Below are 15,924 nucleotides of genomic sequence, written 5' to 3' on the forward strand. Positions count from 1 at the left end.
AAAAATGGCGCCCGGGGGGCGCCTTTTAATCTTGCTTAGAAGCTAACGCCAACACTTGCAAACGGGCCGGAGAGTTCAACATCCAGCTGATCGTCGTCATCTTCATAGTCAATTGCCATCTGGCGATAGCCTGCGCGCAATTGCACCATGGCAAACTGATACTGGCCATATACGTTGAAGTCGTGCAAAGAGTCGCCATCGTAGGCGATCACATTGCCTTCACCACCAACGGAGACGCCGGAAAACGGCAGGTCAAAGCGAACCGCGGCGTAACCCATAGGTACGACAGCATCAACCGAAGTATTACTGACCTGACCACTCCTCTTGTCACGCAAAACCAGTTCACTGTCAAATTTACGGGCGGTCAGACCCAGGTCGAGGTTCACCCAGTTATCCAGCACTTCATAATAGAAGGTGGCGTCGAGCTGTTCGATGTCCAGTTCGGAGTCAACACTCGAATTAGCACCAATAACATCAAAGCCACCAGCACCAATGTTACCGCTCCCACTCTGGGAAATATCCGTGTAGTTCACTCGTACATTCGGCAGCAGAGGAATCGGATGCTCAAAGTTAGCGGTAAAGTTGGCGTTACCATCGCTGCTCATGTTGAGGTCGTCCTCAATATCTACAGCAGAACCTTTGTTCACCACGTCGCCGGAAAAATCCGAATCCCAGTAGCTGACATTCGCACCTACACCCAGAATGTCGGCATTTGCCAGCGGGGCGGCAAGTACCAACGAGCCACCCAAAACAATCATCAATTTACGCATAACACACTCGTTCTTTAATTGTTTTAACTGATCAGTCAAAGTTAATGCCCAGACGACGACCTACTTCTTCGTAGGTTTCAATCACGTTGCCAAGCCCCTGACGGAAACGGTCTTTATCCATTTTTTTCCGGGTTTCTTTGTCCCAGATACGACAACCGTCGGGGCTGAATTCGTCACCCAACAAAATGGCACCGTCACTGCGGCCAAATTCCAGTTTGTAATCAACCAGCAGCATACCCGCTTCATCAAACATGGCTTTAAGTACGTCATTCACCTTGTAGGTGAGTTCTTTCATTTTTGCCAGTTCAGGTTCCGTAGCCCAACCAAGGCTGACCGCCAAAGATTCGTTAACCATAGGGTCATGCAGGGCGTCATTCTTCAGGAACAGCTCAAAAGTGGGCGGGTTCAACTCTAACCCTTCTTCCACTCCGATTCTGCGACACAGGCTGCCTGCGGAGATATTGCGCACCACGCACTCAACCGGAATCATATCCAGCTTTTTCACCAGGGATTCTGTGCCGGATAGCAGCCCTTCAAAATGAGTGGGCACACCTGCAGCTTCAAGCTTTTCCATAATGAAGGCATTGAACTTGTTGTTCACCATACCTTTACGGTTAAGCTGTTCCATCTTTTCGCCATCAAAGGCGGAGGTGTCATCCCGGAATTCCAGAACAAAAAGGTCAGGGTCATCAGTACGGTAAACAGATTTTGCCTTACCAGCGTAAAGCTCTTCGCGCTTTTCCATTAGGGTCTCCAAACGGCAAGTGGCCTGGACCGGCCACCCCCGTTAATCAGTACAGGTGTTCAAACAGTTTGGTAAGCAGGTCGGCACTGGTGTAATCGCCATTATAGGCGTCTACTTGTTCGGCCGTAACTACCATGGCATCGTCTGCCTGGCTAACTGTTACCGTGTGGGTATGAGTTGGCTCTTGCTCATCACTGAACCAGGAGAACCAGCCCGGAGCACGTTCGTCTTCCGTGCGGAAATCTACCTGTATCCAACCTTCGCTGCGGTTGATGTCCAGAATATTCGCGCCGATTTCTTTAAGTGAGCGATTCACTTCAGCCCAGGTTCGGCCGTAATCAAGTTCCACTTCAACCGCTTTGGCCTGTTCGTCCTCGGACATCAGGCGTACCAGCGGCTTAGCGACCATGCCTGAAGCCGCCCTTGAGAACGACTTATTGTCTTCCCGTTGCTGAAGAAACTCAGCCAGTTCACCAAGAAGCTTCTTCTGAAGCTCTTTCGATGTCTGATCCTCACCGGCATCAGGATTCCAGGCAACCAATCCTTCCGGTTTTTCATCCAGCTCCAATACCTGCGCGCGGATTTCAGTCGTCTTCCGCCTGATGCCCGGCGCCAGCCTGAGCTGAACCAAAACCCTCGGCTCCGATGTCGCAGGCGTGTTCGCCAGCCCCAACAACTCTCGGCTTCGTTTGCTGAAATTGGCGAGCTCACTCTGCATTACGCCTAGCTGGGGGCTGTCGTATGCCACACCCAGACCTGACTGGTGCAACCAGGCGCTCGCGACCGGCCAAAGATGTCCAGGTACATCGTTGACCAATAACCACAACCTTCCGTCCAGTTCTTCGATCACGTAGTTCTGATCCAGAATTTCAGACGTCATATCCGGTGGGCGCGGAATGGAAGAAGGATACATCCGGCGGGAGTCGTCAGTGTTGACACTGCGGATAGGCATAACTTCGCTCAAACGAGAGCTGTCCGCTCCTTCAGGAACCTGAATGGGTGTTCCTTCCGGGGCATATACATAGTCTTCGGAACGATCGTGCAACAAGCCACACCCCGTCAGGGCGCTTGCAAGCACAAGCCCGGCAGCTGGCCGGGCCAGAGAGGCAAGTATGTAACGGGTTCTTCCAGGAACCTGCATCGGGTTACTCCGGTTGAAAGGGAATAGGTTGGCCTCAGAGAACACCTGAAGCCTTGAGCGCGTCTTCCAACTCACCATGGAATTTCTCGCTGAACGGAGTCAGCGGCAAACGAATCCCCTCACCGATCATACCCATGCGTTGCAAAGCCCACTTTACAGGAATCGGGTTCGCTTCCAGGAACAGCTTGTGATTTAACGGCATCAACTGCTCATTCAAGCGGCGAGTTTCTTCTTCATTACCGGCCATGGCAGCTTCGCAGAGCTGAGACATACCTTTTGGAGCAACGTTTGCGGTAACCGACACGTTACCTTTGGCACCCGCCAGCATAAGGTCCGCAGCCGTAGCATCATCACCTGAGTAAACCGCCAATCGGCCAGCCAAACCTTCAATCAGTTCAATACCACGTGGGATATTGCCGGTAGCGTCTTTGATACCCACAATGTTCGGAATATCGGCCAGGCGAAGAACCGTTTCATTCAGCATGTCGCAAGCAGTACGCCCCGGCACGTTATATAGAATCTGGCTCATGCCAGGAACGGCTTCAGCAATGGTTTTAAAGTGCTGATACAAACCTTCCTGAGTGGGCTTATTGTAATAAGGAACAACAAGCAGACAGGCATCTGCACCCAGTTTATGAGCCTCGGTCGTCAGCTCAATCGCTTCCCGGGTACTGTTACCACCGGTCCCGGCGATCACTGATATCCGGCCATTCACCCGCTTTATGATATGACCAATAACCCGACAATGTTCTTTTGGGTCCAGAGTGGCGGATTCACCGGTGGTGCCCACAGCCACAATGCCATGAGTGCCATTTTCAATATGAAAGTCCACCAGTTTGTCCAGATCTTCCCAGTGAATCTCACCATTGGGATGCATGGGCGTAACTAGTGCGACGAGGCTACCCGTAATCATAAAAACTCCGTCCGAATAAAACCGATATGGTAATGTTGGGCTCGAACTGACACAAGGGAATTAAAGGAGATGTCATGTCATCCGTAGCATTGAAACAGCCTGTACCCGATTTTCAGGCCCAGGCCACCGGTGATCAAACCATTACCCTGTCTGAACTCAGGGGCAAAAACGTTATTATCTACTTTTATCCGAAAGACAACACCCCGGGTTGTACCACTGAAGGCCAGGATTTCCGTGATCGAATGGAACAGTTCTCTGCTCTGGACACAGAAATATTTGGTGTTTCCCGCGATAGCCTGAAAGTACACGAAAACTTCCGGGCAAAGCACGAGTTTCCGTTTCACCTGATTTCAGATAAAGATGAAGACTTATGCAAACTGTTTGATGTCATCAAACTTAAAAAGCTCTATGGCAAAGAATACATGGGCATTGAGCGCAGCACGTTCCTGATTGATAAGGAAGGCATACTGCGCGCAGAGTGGCGTGGAGTTAAAGTTAAGGGCCATGCCGACGAAGTTCTGGACGCCGTCAAAGCCCTGTAACCGCCTACCTTTCCATGGCCGGTGTCTGAGCTGTATCTTTCACCGGCCAGGCTGCAAATACCGCTTTTAGCACAGTCGCTAGCGGGATGGCAAAGAACACTCCCCACAAGCCCCAGATTCCACCAAAAAACAACACGGCTATGATAATCGCTACCGGATGAAGGTTGTTAACTTCCGAGAACAGGACGGGCACCAGTACATTGCCATCCAGAGCCTGAATAATGCCGTAGACCACCATCACCCATATAAAGTGGCTACCCCAACCAAAAGCAAACAGCCCGATAACAGCAACCGGAATCGTTACAACTGCAGCACCAATGTAAGGAATCACCACGCTCAGCCCCACCAACAATGCGAGCAAAGCGGCATACGGCATCCCTAAAACCTTGAAGGCGATATAGGTAACAGAGCCCACGATCAGGATTTCTACAGCCTTCCCACGCACATAGTTGGCACACTGCACATTCACTTCCTGCCAGATGCTGATCATCATCGGGCGTTGCGAAGGCAACAGGCGGGCAAACGAACTCACCAGAACCTGCCGGTCTTTCAAAAAGAAAAACACCAGGATCGGCACCAAGACCATGTATATAAGCAACGCAACAAGATCCGGTATGCTGGACAGTGAAAACGACACCAGCCATTGTGTGAAGCTCGCCACTTCAGCCGAAACTTGCTGATAGATAGCATCTACCGCCTCTGCCGAGACCAGCTGGGGATATTCATCGGGCAGCACCTCGAGATAAGACTGAAGTTCGCGGATAATCCGGGGCGTTTCACGAGCAAGATTGGATACCTGGGTCCAAACCAGCGGCAACAAGCCGAAGATAAAACTAACAAGCACACCCAGGAACATCAGAAAAACCCCAAGCACTGCTACGAAGTCGGGCACCCCCATTTTTTTCAGCCTAAGAACCAGGCCTTGCAAAATAAAAGCGATGATCAATGAGGCAAGAGCCGGTGCCAGCATGGCTCCGAACCAGATAATGAATATTGTGCCGACAACCAGAATCAGAAACAGGACAATGGCTTCTTCATCTGAAAAATACTTATTGGCAAGATCTCGTAAAATTCTGACCATGAAAAACTCCGAAGATTATCCGCCGCACTTTATCACGAACCGGTACTCGCCGTTATCTTCTGCATGGCTAATAAGTTCGTGTGCGGATAACTTTATGTAGGCAGGTATGTCACGAGCTGAACCGGCATCCGTTGCAATGACTTCCAGCTGCTCGCCGGCAACCATGGTATTGAGCTCCAGCTTGGTTTTCAGCAGCGGCATCGGGCAGCGAAGCCCGCTTGCGTTAAGTATTCGGTGAGCCATAGTAAAAAACACCATTAATATTCATTCAGTAAGCGGCAGGCATTATGCCGGGGGTGTTACCCTATTGCATCTCAAGAGTTAGTAATACATTTTCAGCTACCAGCTTTAGAAAAGAACTATAGTAGGGTGTTTGCTGTCAAAGCTGCACTCTGATGTTGAGGCATTACCAGATTCCATGAAGCTATTTCCCAAAGCCCGTTTCAAGCCTGCGGTTATCGCCGCTGCCCTGCTCATGGCTGCCACGCTTGCCAGCGCCCCTTCGCTGAACGCCCAGTCTGCCAACCTGCCCAGCTTTGGCGGCAGCGGCGGGTTAATCGCCGGCCAGCAAGAAGCGTCTATCGGGCAGCAGGTAATGACGTCTATACGCCGCTCGGCTCCGCAAATCGAGGACCCGCTGGTTTACGACTACCTCAATAACATCATTTACCGCCTGGTGCCCTCGGCTCCACTTGATAACCGAAACCTTAGCCTCGTACTGATCGACAGCCCTGCACTTAATGCTTTCGCAGTACCCGGAGGTGTGGTTGGCGTTAACGGCGGACTGTTTCTCAATGCAGCCACAGAACAGCAATTCGCCTCAGTGCTCGCACACGAACTGGCCCACCTTAGCCAGCGCCATTTTGCTCGCCGCATGGAACAGAACGAAACCAGTGCACCTTTAACTCTGGCAGGCATGATTGCCGGAATCGTTCTTTCGGCGGTCACTCAGTCTGATATCGGTATTGCAGCCATCGCCGGCACCCAGGCCCTGGCACTGCAGAATATGTTGGCTTATAGCCGGGCCCATGAGCAGGAGGCAGACCGGGTTGGCATGGATATTCTGGCCAGTGCGGGGATGGACCCCAGAGGAATGCCGGAAATGTTCGAGATCATGATGCGTCAGAATCGCCTTCAGGGTAATCAGATGCCGGAATATTTATCCACTCATCCACTCACCCAAAGCCGGGTAGCAGACACTCAGAACCGGGCCGAGCAATACCCCAGCAAGCGGGTTCAGGACGGCCAGGAATACCACCTGATGCGCAGCCGTTTGCAGGTTCACTATGCGAACTCTGCAGAAGCTGCTGTTGAGATATTTGAATCGTATCTCAACCGGGACGATGTACAACACCACGACGCCATCCGCTATGGCCTTGCCGTTGCGTATCAACAGAACAAACAGCTGGTAAACGCTGAACAGATACTGCGGGATCTACTGGATAAGAATCCGGGAAGAATCACTTTTCAGGTGACCCTGGCAGAAGTCCTCGCTGACCAGAAACGCTACGAAGATGCCCGAACCTTATTACAATCAGCGCTGGCCAGAAATCCTGGCAACTACCCTATCACCTGGAGCTTAGCGAACATCGAGATAGCAGACGGAAATGGTGCGGCGGCAGCAAACTACCTTAAAGACCTGTCGCGGCAACGCCCATCCGGCGACCAGATCTGGCTGCGCCTTGCGGAAGCCGAAGGCATGGCCCGAAATATCGTAGGTGTTCACAGAGCAAGAGCAGAATATGAAGTCTTGATGGGTAATCTACGATCGGCCCAGCGCCAACTGCGCCAGGCCCAGGAAAAACTACCTGCAGGTTCTGCTGAGCGGCAGGTAGTCAATGAGCGGCTGAGCGATATCGCCAGCCGCCTTCAGGAAACAAACAGATCGTAATTCGAAGCAATCGCACAGATCAGGCGTTGCCGGCTGCTTTCAGGTTCATGTTTGCAGTGAAATCCAGCATACGTCTTAACGGACGCAAAGCACCTTCCCTGAGAACCGGATCTACATGCACTTCCTGCTCACCGGTTTCCAGCACATGGAGCAGGTTTTCCAACCCATTCATCGCCATCCACGGGCAATGCGCACAGCTTCGGCAAGTCGCTCCGTTACCGGCTGTGGGTGCTTCAATAAGTGTCTTATTCGGCGCCAGTTGCTGCATTTTGTAGAAAATGCCGTTATCCGTGGCAACGATAAACTCTTCGTTGGGCATAGTCTGCACAGCATGGATCAACTGAGAGGTAGAGCCCACCACATCCGCCAGCTCAACCACTGCATCCGGGGACTCCGGGTGCACCAGAATCGCCGCGTCTGGATAGAGTGCTTTCAGATCACCAAGCCCCCTGGATTTAAACTCTTCATGCACAATGCAGGAGCCATCCCACAGCAGCACGTCAGCCCCGGTTGTTTTCTGCACATAATGGCCCAGGTGCTTGTCTGGCGCCCAGAGGATTTTTTCCCCCTTCGCGTCCAGGTGCTCCACAATCGCCTGAGCACAACTAGAGGTCACAACCCAGTCTGCTCTGGCCTTAACTGCGGCAGAGGTATTAGCGTAGACCACAACGGTCCGGTCAGGGTGCTGATCACAGAACTCAGAAAACTCGTCTGCCGGACATCCCACATCCAGTGAGCAGGTTGCCTCAAGAGTGGGCATAAGAACCCGTTTTTCGGGATTCAGCACTTTCGCGGTTTCACCCATAAACCGGACGCCCGCAACCACTACAGTAGTGGCCGAGTGCTGATTACCAAAACGCGCCATCTCCAGGGAGTCTGCCACACAACCACCCGTTTCTTCCGCAAGACGCTGAATATCCGGGTCCGTGTAGTAATGAGCAACCAGCACGGCATCTTTGTCTGTAAGCGCCTGTTTGATGCGGGCCTCAAGCTCGGCTTTCTCACTGGCACTGAGGGACTTTGGCTCGGCAGCATGAGCCAGGTGTTCCTGAACAAGGATACGGTCTTGAGCTCGTGTCATTGATGAATCTCTGCGTTGAACGTTACAGGCGAAGTATATCACTTCCAAAATTGAATTGATGAGGGTGCAACGTACCCGCCGTTATGTGCAGGCAAAAAAAAAGAGCCCTCGGGCTCTTTTTCAGGCAAAACCCTGTAAACCGGCTTTGCTGTATTGGTGGGTCGTGATGGATTCGAACCATCGACCAATTGGTTAAAAGCCAACTGCTCTACCAACTGAGCTAACGACCCATAACTGGTAATGCCGGCTTTTCATCCGGCGAACTTCGAGTATTATCTCGCAGTTCTGAATTTGGTGGGTCGTGATGGATTCGAACCATCGACCAATTGGTTAAAAGCCAACTGCTCTACCAACTGAGCTAACGACCCAATGGAGGCGCACATATTACTGATATTTTTTTGCTGATCAACCCCTTTTTTCGGGATTTTCCCATTTTTTTTCATTGCTGATCACTCAACAACCAACCAGGCGATTATGTGAACAGTTTCACGAACCCCCGAGAAACTTACGAGCAAGTTCTGCCGCACCTGATTCCGGGTAATTCTGCACAACCATCTTCATGCGCCGCCCGGCTTCTTCTTTTTCACCAAGGCGGTCCAGAGTTACCCCCAGCTTATAAACCGCATCGGGCGCCTTCCTGTGGTCGGCATAGCGTGTAGCTACGATGGTAAATGCCTGCTTTGCCTGCTCAAGCTGTGGTTTAGCCAGATACACCTCGCCAAGCCAATAGTACGCATTAACAGTCAAATCGCCTTCCGGATACTTATCGACGAAGTCATACAATTGGGTGATTGCCCCGTCGTAGTCTTTCTTATTCCGGATCAGGTCAATTATCTTGTTATAGGCCTGCTGCTCTTCCGCAACTGGCGCCCGATAGTCCCGTGCAGTAACGGGCGCTTCGGAACCGCCTGAAACGTTACTCCCATTGACTGCTTCAGGCACTGAGGCTCTGTCTTCCAATGTTTTCGACAAATCCAGAATTCTCTGATCAAGATCAACATAACGGTCCCTGCCCTGTTGCTGGAGCCTGTTGATCTCGTACTGCTGCTCTTCAACTTTACCCTGTAGCCGCCGTACATCACCCTGAAGCTGCTGAATCATGTAAAACAGCTCTGCGGTTGCCTGACTGTTTCCAGCCTTCCGCTGAGCTTCTGAGGCGTTATTCTGGTATGCGGGAATCGACGACTGTGCGGAAGCGACACCCGCCAGGCCAAGGCCCAGCGGGATCAGCACGGCCGCCATGAGCGGTTTTCTCATGGGTAGGTCCGGTTATTCTATCTGATTGGTTTACTTGAAAATCAGCTCAACACGACGATTTTGCGCCCAGGCACTTTCACTAGAGCCGCGTACAGCTGGCTTCTCTTCACCATAGCTTACGGTTTCAATCTGGCCTCGTGAAGCACCATTTACTACCAGAAAGCGCTCAACAGCTTTGGCCCGGCGCTCGCCCAGGGCCAGGTTGTATTCTTTACTTCCACGCTCGTCAGCGTGACCTTCAAGGCGCAACTGCTGGCGCGGATTACTGGACAGGTAACGGGCATGAGCCACCAGAGCATCACGGGCATCCTGCTTGATTTCTGAAGTATCAAAATCAAAGTAAAAGGTTGTGATATTACGCAGTGCTGCCTGCTCTGCCTGAGCGCGGGCTTCTTCACGTTCTTCATCGCTCAGTGCAGTTGAGGAAACGCCCTCGCCTTCTGCTCCGCCATAGACTGTAGAACCACCGTCCTCATCAATCGCCGCAACGTCTGAGCCAGATTCATAACCGTAGTCACCTTCACCGATGGTTTCGCCAGTGGAGCTACAACCAGCCACCAGACCAAACGACAACAGCATCGCGAACGCTTTATTTTGTGCAGATACTTTCATGTTCAACTTTCCTCTTTCTGATGTTGGCTTTCCAAATTTACGGGGTGGTTAGCGACTGATCGGCCCCCAAGCCGGTTCTCTTACTTCACCTTCCGATGCCGGCAGGCTATAAGCCGCACCACCATCAGCCGAAACAACTGTCAGTACACCTTTGCCATCCTGTTGCGTGGAATAAATCAACATACGACCATTAGGTGACACACTCGGAGACTCATCGGACCCTGTCCGAGTGATAATAGACTCTTCATCGGTTTTCAGATTTCTGCGGGCAATGTGAAAAGTGTTCTGCCGCTGATGAATATAATATACGTACTCACCTTTCGAATCCGGGCGTGCCCGTGCGTTATAACGGCTACCAAAGGTCAGGCGACGAGGCTCTGCTCCAGGGCGCTCCATATAATAGATCTGTGGACCACCTGAACGGTCAGAGGTAAAGAAAATCCCTCGACCAGCATGATCCCAGGCCGCTTCGGTATCGATAGCCCAGTGGTTGGTGAGTTTTGTCGTTTTGCCGCTGGCCAGATTCATCTGGTAGATCTCGGCGTTGCCGTCCCGGGAGAGCGTCATCAGCAAGGACTGACCATCCGGCGACCAGGCCGGAGCAGAATTAAGCCCGGGAAAATCCGCAGCCTTGGTGCGCTTACCTGTTGCCAGTTCGTGTATAAAAATGACGGGCTTGCCTGTTTCGAACGACACATAAGCGAGCTTTTTGCCATCGGGCGACCAGGCGGGCGATAAAATCGGTTCACGGCTCTCCAGGCGTATTTTTGAACGCTGCCCGTCAATGTCACTGACCTGAAGGCGATAAACACTTTCGTTACCCGAGGTCGTCAGGGTGATATAGGCGAGTTTGGTAGAAAAAACGCCCGGTTCACCTGTAATAGTTTCATAAACTCTGTCGCTGATGTGGTGAGCAAGAGAACGGATATTACTAGCCGATGCGCCAGCAGTTTCACCCAGAATTCGTTGTTCACGGTTTACATCAAACAGTTCGTAACGCGCCTCTACTCTCTGACCGCTTCGCGTTAACTCTCCCACCAGCACATAGCGCTGACCCAGCAAGCGCCAATCGCGAAAGTACACTTCCGAACGCTTCGAGGGCAGGCTGAGCATTTTTTCCGGGGCCAATAACTGAAACTCCCCACTCATGGTCAGGTCAGCCTGAACAATGTTGCTTACCTTATCGCCTGCAGGCATGACCCCGCTTTCAGCAAACGGAACAACGGCAACCGGTATGGCTGCATTCGCGCCCTCGGTGATTCTGATGAGCAGTTCCGCACGGGCGGCAGACGCCGCCATCAGCATTACCATCAACCAGCCAAACAGAACCATGTTTCGTTTCAGGTTGGCGTTACTCGATTTTCTGGTCATAAGCATTGTCAGCCTCATCGCAACCGTTGCGGGTTGAATTCAATCGTAAACTGCCGGAAGTAGCGCTCAAAGCTGTCTCTGTTATCCGGCACTGGATAACGCTTCAGCGAACGCACGGCACCCAGAGCCGAATTATCAAAAGCGGTATTACCACTGCTACTGACCAGTGTTACGCTCGCCAATTCCCCGGTTGGCAGCAGCGTAATCTGCAACCGTGCTGTCATGTTTTCGGTAGCCGAAGAGGGTGGATACCAAGCCTGACTCAATCGCTCACGTATCAGCGCCTGGTATTTTTGACTGTCGGTCAGCATTTGCGCCTCACGAGCCCTGGCAGCCTGAGCCTCCCTCTGTTTGCGCGCCTCATTCTCCTGAGCCTTTTTAGCCTCTTCAGCCAGCGCGTTCAGTTGCTGCTCTCTCAAGCGGCGTTCGGCTTCCTGTCGTTTTTGCTCAGCAGCTTTGCGTGCCTCTTCCTCTTTGCGCTGACGCTCAGCCTCCTCTTTACGACGTAGCTCTTCCTGCCGTTTTTTCTCTTCCAGAGCTTTACGTTTTACCTGCTCCTGTCGCTTACGCTCTTGCTCGGCTTTCTGACGTTCGCGTTCTTTGGCTTCCGCTTCTGCTTTTTTACGAGCGGCCTCTTTTGCACGAGCCTGCTGTTCAGCTTTTTGTTTAGCCTGTGCTTCTTGCCGCTTACGTTCCTGTTCTTTCAACTGTTCCTGTTTACGAGCTAGCTCCTGAGCCTTTTTCTCTGCTTCCCGTTGCGCTTCCTCTTGTTGGATGCGTTTGCGTTCCGCTTCGGCTTTCTGGCGCTGTTTTTCCTTCAGCTCCTGATCCTTTTTCCGCTGGTCTTGATCATCAACCAGCGGGCTTGGTTCTGGCTCCGGACTGATCAACCTGGCTGCAATGCTTCGGGGCTCTGGTTCTTGCACCGGATTGGTCCATGACCAGCCGGCAAGTGCCACGGCCAGGATCAGCAAGTGCAAGGCCAACGACAACACAACCGGCGACTTCAGGGAGGTGCTGTCTGTACTTATGGTGTCCCTTTCGTGACCCTTCACAACAATATTGCCACCCTGTTAAGGCTGATTCTGAGGTGCGTCTGTGATCAGGCCAATGCCTGAAGCCCCAGCCGCTTGCAGCTCAGCCATCAGCCGCACCACCACACCGTAATCCACAAACTCATCACCACGGACCAATACTTCATTATTACCGCTCTGAGACAGAATTTTGGCAACCTGCGCCCCCACTTCCTCAAGTGCCATGGGTTCACTGCTGTCATCCCCCACTTCAAGGTAGTAAGCGCCGTTGCTATCAACCGTCACTGTGATCGTTTGTACATCTTTATCTTGCTGAATCGGCTCTGACGTGGTCTCAGGAAGGTCGACCTTCACCCCTTGCGTAAGCATCGGAGCCGTCACCATAAAGATTACCAGCAGTACCAGCATTACATCGATGTAGGGCACAACGTTGATTTCTGACATCGGCTTACGCCGTTGCTGGGGCATCATTCCCATACCTTTCATGCGAGCGTCCTCCCCTTATCCTTACGCCGCATTACGCGCCCGCCTGATTCGAGTTATGAACTCTGCGGTGCAGAATACTGGAGAACTCTTCCGCGAAGGTCTCATAATTTTTAAGTAGCGCATCTGACTTTGTCGAGAACCGGTTATAGGCGATAACAGCAGGAATCGCCGCAAACAAGCCCATAGCCGTAGCGATAAGAGCTTCGGAGATACCCGGCGCAACGGTTGCCAGGGTGGCTTGCTGTACCTGAGCCAGCCCACGAAACGAGTTCATGATGCCCCAAACCGTACCGAACAGACCCACATATGGGCTGGTGGAACCAACGGTTGCGAGAAACGGCAAATGCATATCCAGGCGTTCCTGCTCACGAGAGAATGCAACACGCATTGCGCGCTGCGCACCTTCCATAACCGCATCGGCATCCCGGCTTTGCTGGCGCAGCCGTGAAAACTCTTTGAACCCGGCCCGAAACAAGGCTTCCATCCCGGAATAAGGTGTAGGATTAGCGTTCACTTCTTTGTACAGCTGGCCAAGATCCATGCCGGACCAAAAACGTTCTTCAAACGCCAACTGAGCCTGCTTAGCCTTGCGGTACACCTGAACGCGCTGAAAGATCAGCGCCCAGGACATCACAGATGCCAATGCCAGCAACAGCATAACCAGCTGTACTAGAACCCCTGCATTCGCAATCAGATGCCAGACTGAAAGTTCCGATTCCACTGTACGCTCCCAAACAAGTTTCTATATTTTTCAGATAATTAAATAACTTTCTCAAGAATTTCTTTCATGTTTTCGGGCAACCTTCGGGGCTTGCCAGTGTCTAAGGCGACACACGCCACCCTCACCTCAGCATCACACATCAGTTGCCGGTCATTCGCCCGCAGAACCTGTTGGCGAAAGGTCATCCATACCCTCGATGACGCAATCGGTTCAGCCGTTACCAGTAACTGGTCATCCAGTTTAGCGGGTGCTGCATAATGCAGGTTCATCCGCTGAACCACATAACTGACGTTATCTTCCAGCCCGGCTCTTAGTTCGACCCCATGACTGCGAACCCATTCCGTGCGGGCGCGCTCCATGTAGTGCAGGTATTTCGCATGGAAGACAATACCACCCGCATCGGTATCTTCTATATACACACGGATAGGTAGTTCAAATACTTTCGGGCCCAAGGCATCACTCAAAAACGTCATTCTCTCTCCCAGATTTGGGTGGTACGACACCAAAATGCTGGTAAGCGCTGGAAGTCACCATACGGCCCCTGGGTGTCCGTAGCATGAAACCCTGCTGAATCAGAAAAGGCTCCAGCACATCCTCAATGGTACCCCGCTCCTCACTGATCGCTGCAGCCAGGCTTTCAACGCCGACAGGGCCTCCGTCAAACTTTTCAATCATTGCCAGAAGCAGCCTGCGATCCATATGATCAAAGCCCTGGCTATCCACCTTCAACATATTCAACGCCTGGTCGGCAATATCGGCGGTAATGCGTCCATCCGAACGTACTTCTGCAAAATCCCGCACCCGGCGTAGTAAACGGTTAGCAATTCGAGGTGTCCCCCGCGAACGGCGTGCAATTTCAAAAGCACCACCATCATCCAGTGTTACGGACGAAAGCCGGGCCGAACGCGCAATAATGTGGGTCAGGTCGGCAGTGTTATAAAATTCCAGCCGCTGAACGATACCAAACCGATCACGTAGCGGAGACGTCAGCAGCCCGGCACGAGTTGTGGCACCAACCAGGGTAAACGGTGGCAAATCCAGCTTAATGGACCGCGCGGCCGGGCCTTCTCCGATCATGATATCCAGCTGATAATCTTCCATGGCCGGATAAAGGACTTCTTCAACCGCGGCGCTCAGGCGGTGGATCTCATCAATAAAAAGAACATCGCCTTCTTCGAGGTTAGTCAGCATAGCCGCCAGGTCGCCCGCTTTTTCCAGCACCGGACCGGATGTCGTTTTGATAGCCACGCCCATTTCGTTGGCAATAATATTCGCCAGGGTAGTCTTGCCCAGGCCAGGAGGGCCGAAAATCAGAGTGTGATCCAAAGCCTCTTCCCGGGCCCGTGCCGCAGAGATGAAAATCTCCATTTGCTCACGGACGGTGGGTTGACCAACATATTCAGATAACAGCGTCGGGCGAATAGCACGGTCGTGCACTTCTTCGTATTCTCCGGCTTTTGCCGTTATCAGTCGGTCCGATTCGATCATGGCATTATCCGCTTGCTGGGAATAAACAACGTGCCCGCTAGCCACCCAAGGCTTATAGGTTGCACCAATTGTACAAAGGGCGCGAGCTGAGTCACGTTAAGCTCTATACACATTAGTGTCATCATGCGACACAAAAAAGCCGGGGCTACCCGGCTGGAATCATATTTCTCAGCGCCAGCCTTATTAGCGCCTCACTGCTCATCTCCGGCTCAGCCACTTTACTGATAGCTTTCGCCGCTTCCTGGGGTTTGTAGCCAAGAGCTATCAAGGCGGCTTCGGCTTCTTCTCGAGGGTCAGGGCCGACAGAAACAGCGCTGGCCGCGCGCCCACCTGCCGTCACTTCTGGCGCAGAAGGCACAAACTGCCCTTCAAGCTGACCTATACGGTCGGTCATTTCAATCAACAGTCGTTCAGCCGTCTTTTTGCCAATGCCGGGCAACTTAACCAAGGCATTTATGTCTCGACCCTCAACACACCGAATGAACTGCTGGGCATCCAGCCCCGACAGGATGCCAACCGCTACTTTTGGCCCGACACCGTTTACTTTGATTAACAACCGGAACAGATTGCGATCAAGCCTCGAGGCAAAACCAAACAGGCCCTGAGAGTCTTCCCGGACAACAAAATGGGTGTGGAGTGTCACCTCATGCCCGGCTTCTGGCAGGTGAAAGAAGGTAGTGTAAGGAATATCAACTTCGTACCCTAACCCGGAACATTCAACCAGTACCTGGCCTGGGGTTTTCTCTACAAGCATTCCCCGAATACGTCCAATCAAAGCCCGCCTCCTGTGG

18 protein-coding genes and 2 tRNA genes are annotated in these 15,924 nt (G+C 52.3%); 2 read left to right on the forward strand and 18 right to left on the reverse strand.

Annotation, left to right across the window (positions count from 1 at the left end):
- Positions 1-35: 35 nt before the first annotated feature.
- Genes ABYA77_RS07960 through dapA form a run of 4 tightly spaced genes read right to left on the reverse strand, consistent with a single transcriptional unit; the run spans position 36 to position 3,569 of the window.
- Positions 36-770: a TIGR04219 family outer membrane beta-barrel protein gene (locus ABYA77_RS07960; RefSeq protein WP_372965421.1), complete on the reverse strand. Its 735-nt coding sequence runs from the start codon at positions 768-770 to the stop codon at positions 36-38.
- A 31-nt stretch (positions 771-801) separates the two neighbouring features.
- Positions 802-1,515, reverse strand: a complete 714-nt coding sequence (gene purC / locus ABYA77_RS07965; RefSeq protein WP_372965422.1) for a phosphoribosylaminoimidazolesuccinocarboxamide synthase — start codon at positions 1,513-1,515, stop codon at positions 802-804.
- 46 nt (positions 1,516-1,561) lie between these two features.
- Entirely contained in the window at positions 1,562-2,656 is a 1,095-nt protein-coding gene (bamC, locus tag ABYA77_RS07970; RefSeq protein ID WP_372965423.1) for an outer membrane protein assembly factor BamC, read from the reverse strand.
- Between the two features lie 34 nt (positions 2,657-2,690).
- Positions 2,691-3,569, reverse strand: a complete 879-nt coding sequence (gene dapA / locus ABYA77_RS07975) for a 4-hydroxy-tetrahydrodipicolinate synthase (RefSeq protein WP_372965424.1) — start codon at positions 3,567-3,569, stop codon at positions 2,691-2,693.
- A gap of 74 nt (positions 3,570-3,643) precedes the next feature.
- Between dapA and ABYA77_RS07980 the strand changes: the two genes are divergently transcribed.
- Complete coding sequence (locus ABYA77_RS07980; RefSeq protein ID WP_372965425.1) at positions 3,644-4,111, forward strand: peroxiredoxin; 468 nt, start codon at positions 3,644-3,646, stop codon at positions 4,109-4,111.
- A gap of 4 nt (positions 4,112-4,115) precedes the next feature.
- Here ABYA77_RS07980 and ABYA77_RS07985 read toward each other — a convergent pair whose 3' ends face one another.
- Positions 4,116-5,192, reverse strand: a complete 1,077-nt coding sequence (locus ABYA77_RS07985) for an AI-2E family transporter (protein ID WP_372965426.1) — start codon at positions 5,190-5,192, stop codon at positions 4,116-4,118.
- Positions 5,193-5,207: 15 nt separating this feature from the next.
- A complete protein-coding gene (locus ABYA77_RS07990) occupies positions 5,208-5,435 on the reverse strand; it encodes a sulfurtransferase TusA family protein (protein WP_372965427.1) in 228 nt (75 codons plus the stop codon).
- Positions 5,436-5,610: 175 nt separating this feature from the next.
- On the opposite strand from ABYA77_RS07990, the gene ABYA77_RS07995 reads away from it, so the two are divergent.
- On the forward strand, positions 5,611-7,083 hold the full coding sequence (locus tag ABYA77_RS07995) for a M48 family metalloprotease (protein WP_372965428.1): 1,473 nt from the start codon (positions 5,611-5,613) through the stop codon (positions 7,081-7,083).
- A gap of 19 nt (positions 7,084-7,102) precedes the next feature.
- On the opposite strand, the gene nadA is transcribed toward ABYA77_RS07995, so the two are convergent.
- The 12 genes from nadA to ruvA form a co-directional block, all read right to left on the reverse strand.
- A complete protein-coding gene (gene nadA, locus ABYA77_RS08000; RefSeq protein WP_372965429.1) occupies positions 7,103-8,164 on the reverse strand; it encodes a quinolinate synthase NadA in 1,062 nt (353 codons plus the stop codon).
- A gap of 154 nt (positions 8,165-8,318) precedes the next feature.
- Positions 8,319-8,394, reverse strand: a tRNA-Lys gene (locus tag ABYA77_RS08005).
- A 62-nt stretch (positions 8,395-8,456) separates the two neighbouring features.
- A tRNA-Lys gene (locus tag ABYA77_RS08010) sits at positions 8,457-8,532 on the reverse strand.
- Between the two features lie 118 nt (positions 8,533-8,650).
- Positions 8,651-9,421: a tol-pal system protein YbgF gene (gene ybgF / locus ABYA77_RS08015; protein ID WP_372965430.1), complete on the reverse strand. Its 771-nt coding sequence runs from the start codon at positions 9,419-9,421 to the stop codon at positions 8,651-8,653.
- A 30-nt stretch (positions 9,422-9,451) separates the two neighbouring features.
- Positions 9,452-10,033: a peptidoglycan-associated lipoprotein Pal gene (gene pal, locus ABYA77_RS08020; protein ID WP_372965431.1), complete on the reverse strand. Its 582-nt coding sequence runs from the start codon at positions 10,031-10,033 to the stop codon at positions 9,452-9,454.
- 48 nt (positions 10,034-10,081) lie between these two features.
- Positions 10,082-11,365, reverse strand: coding sequence for a Tol-Pal system beta propeller repeat protein TolB (gene tolB / locus ABYA77_RS08025; RefSeq protein ID WP_372965453.1), 1,284 nt, complete (start codon positions 11,363-11,365; stop codon positions 10,082-10,084).
- Positions 11,366-11,418: 53 nt separating this feature from the next.
- Positions 11,419-12,459 carry a cell envelope integrity protein TolA gene (tolA, locus tag ABYA77_RS08030; RefSeq protein WP_372965432.1) on the reverse strand — a complete coding sequence of 347 codons (1,041 nt, stop codon included), beginning with the start codon at positions 12,457-12,459 and terminating at the stop codon, positions 11,419-11,421.
- Positions 12,460-12,477: 18 nt separating this feature from the next.
- Entirely contained in the window at positions 12,478-12,924 is a 447-nt protein-coding gene (gene tolR / locus ABYA77_RS08035; protein WP_372965433.1) for a protein TolR, read from the reverse strand.
- 31 nt (positions 12,925-12,955) lie between these two features.
- Positions 12,956-13,645 carry a protein TolQ gene (gene tolQ, locus ABYA77_RS08040; protein WP_372965434.1) on the reverse strand — a complete coding sequence of 230 codons (690 nt, stop codon included), beginning with the start codon at positions 13,643-13,645 and terminating at the stop codon, positions 12,956-12,958.
- Positions 13,646-13,683: 38 nt separating this feature from the next.
- Positions 13,684-14,118, reverse strand: a complete 435-nt coding sequence (gene ybgC, locus ABYA77_RS08045; RefSeq protein WP_372965435.1) for a tol-pal system-associated acyl-CoA thioesterase — start codon at positions 14,116-14,118, stop codon at positions 13,684-13,686.
- Positions 14,102-15,133: a Holliday junction branch migration DNA helicase RuvB gene (gene ruvB / locus ABYA77_RS08050; protein WP_372965436.1), complete on the reverse strand. Its 1,032-nt coding sequence runs from the start codon at positions 15,131-15,133 to the stop codon at positions 14,102-14,104. Before ruvB ends, ybgC begins: the two co-directional genes overlap by 17 nt.
- A 145-nt stretch (positions 15,134-15,278) precedes the next feature.
- Positions 15,279-15,908: a Holliday junction branch migration protein RuvA gene (ruvA, locus tag ABYA77_RS08055; protein ID WP_372965437.1), complete on the reverse strand. Its 630-nt coding sequence runs from the start codon at positions 15,906-15,908 to the stop codon at positions 15,279-15,281.
- Positions 15,909-15,924 lie beyond the last annotated feature (16 nt).

The organism is Marinobacter sp. (assembly GCF_041595835.1).
Lineage (GTDB): Bacteria > Pseudomonadota > Gammaproteobacteria > Pseudomonadales > Oleiphilaceae > Marinobacter.

Coding starts and splice junctions, on each gene's coding strand:
- ABYA77_RS07985 (WP_372965426.1), bottom strand. CDS start 5,192: ATGGTCAGAATTTTACGAGATCTTGCCAATAAGTATTTTTCAGATGAA.
- dapA (WP_372965424.1), bottom strand. CDS start 3,569: ATGATTACGGGTAGCCTCGTCGCACTAGTTACGCCCATGCATCCCAAT.
- ABYA77_RS07960 (WP_372965421.1), bottom strand. CDS start 770: ATGCGTAAATTGATGATTGTTTTGGGTGGCTCGTTGGTACTTGCCGCC.
- bamC (WP_372965423.1), bottom strand. CDS start 2,656: ATGCAGGTTCCTGGAAGAACCCGTTACATACTTGCCTCTCTGGCCCGG.
- ybgC (WP_372965435.1), bottom strand. CDS start 14,118: ATGACGTTTTTGAGTGATGCCTTGGGCCCGAAAGTATTTGAACTACCT.
- ABYA77_RS07995 (WP_372965428.1), top strand. CDS start 5,611: ATGAAGCTATTTCCCAAAGCCCGTTTCAAGCCTGCGGTTATCGCCGCT.
- purC (WP_372965422.1), bottom strand. CDS start 1,515: ATGGAAAAGCGCGAAGAGCTTTACGCTGGTAAGGCAAAATCTGTTTAC.
- ABYA77_RS07980 (WP_372965425.1), top strand. CDS start 3,644: ATGTCATCCGTAGCATTGAAACAGCCTGTACCCGATTTTCAGGCCCAG.
- nadA (WP_372965429.1), bottom strand. CDS start 8,164: ATGACACGAGCTCAAGACCGTATCCTTGTTCAGGAACACCTGGCTCAT.
- ruvB (WP_372965436.1), bottom strand. CDS start 15,133: ATGATCGAATCGGACCGACTGATAACGGCAAAAGCCGGAGAATACGAA.
- tolR (WP_372965433.1), bottom strand. CDS start 12,924: ATGAAAGGTATGGGAATGATGCCCCAGCAACGGCGTAAGCCGATGTCA.
- tolB (WP_372965453.1), bottom strand. CDS start 11,365: ATGGTTCTGTTTGGCTGGTTGATGGTAATGCTGATGGCGGCGTCTGCC.
- ABYA77_RS07990 (WP_372965427.1), bottom strand. CDS start 5,435: ATGGCTCACCGAATACTTAACGCAAGCGGGCTTCGCTGCCCGATGCCG.
- ybgF (WP_372965430.1), bottom strand. CDS start 9,421: ATGAGAAAACCGCTCATGGCGGCCGTGCTGATCCCGCTGGGCCTTGGC.
- pal (WP_372965431.1), bottom strand. CDS start 10,033: ATGAAAGTATCTGCACAAAATAAAGCGTTCGCGATGCTGTTGTCGTTT.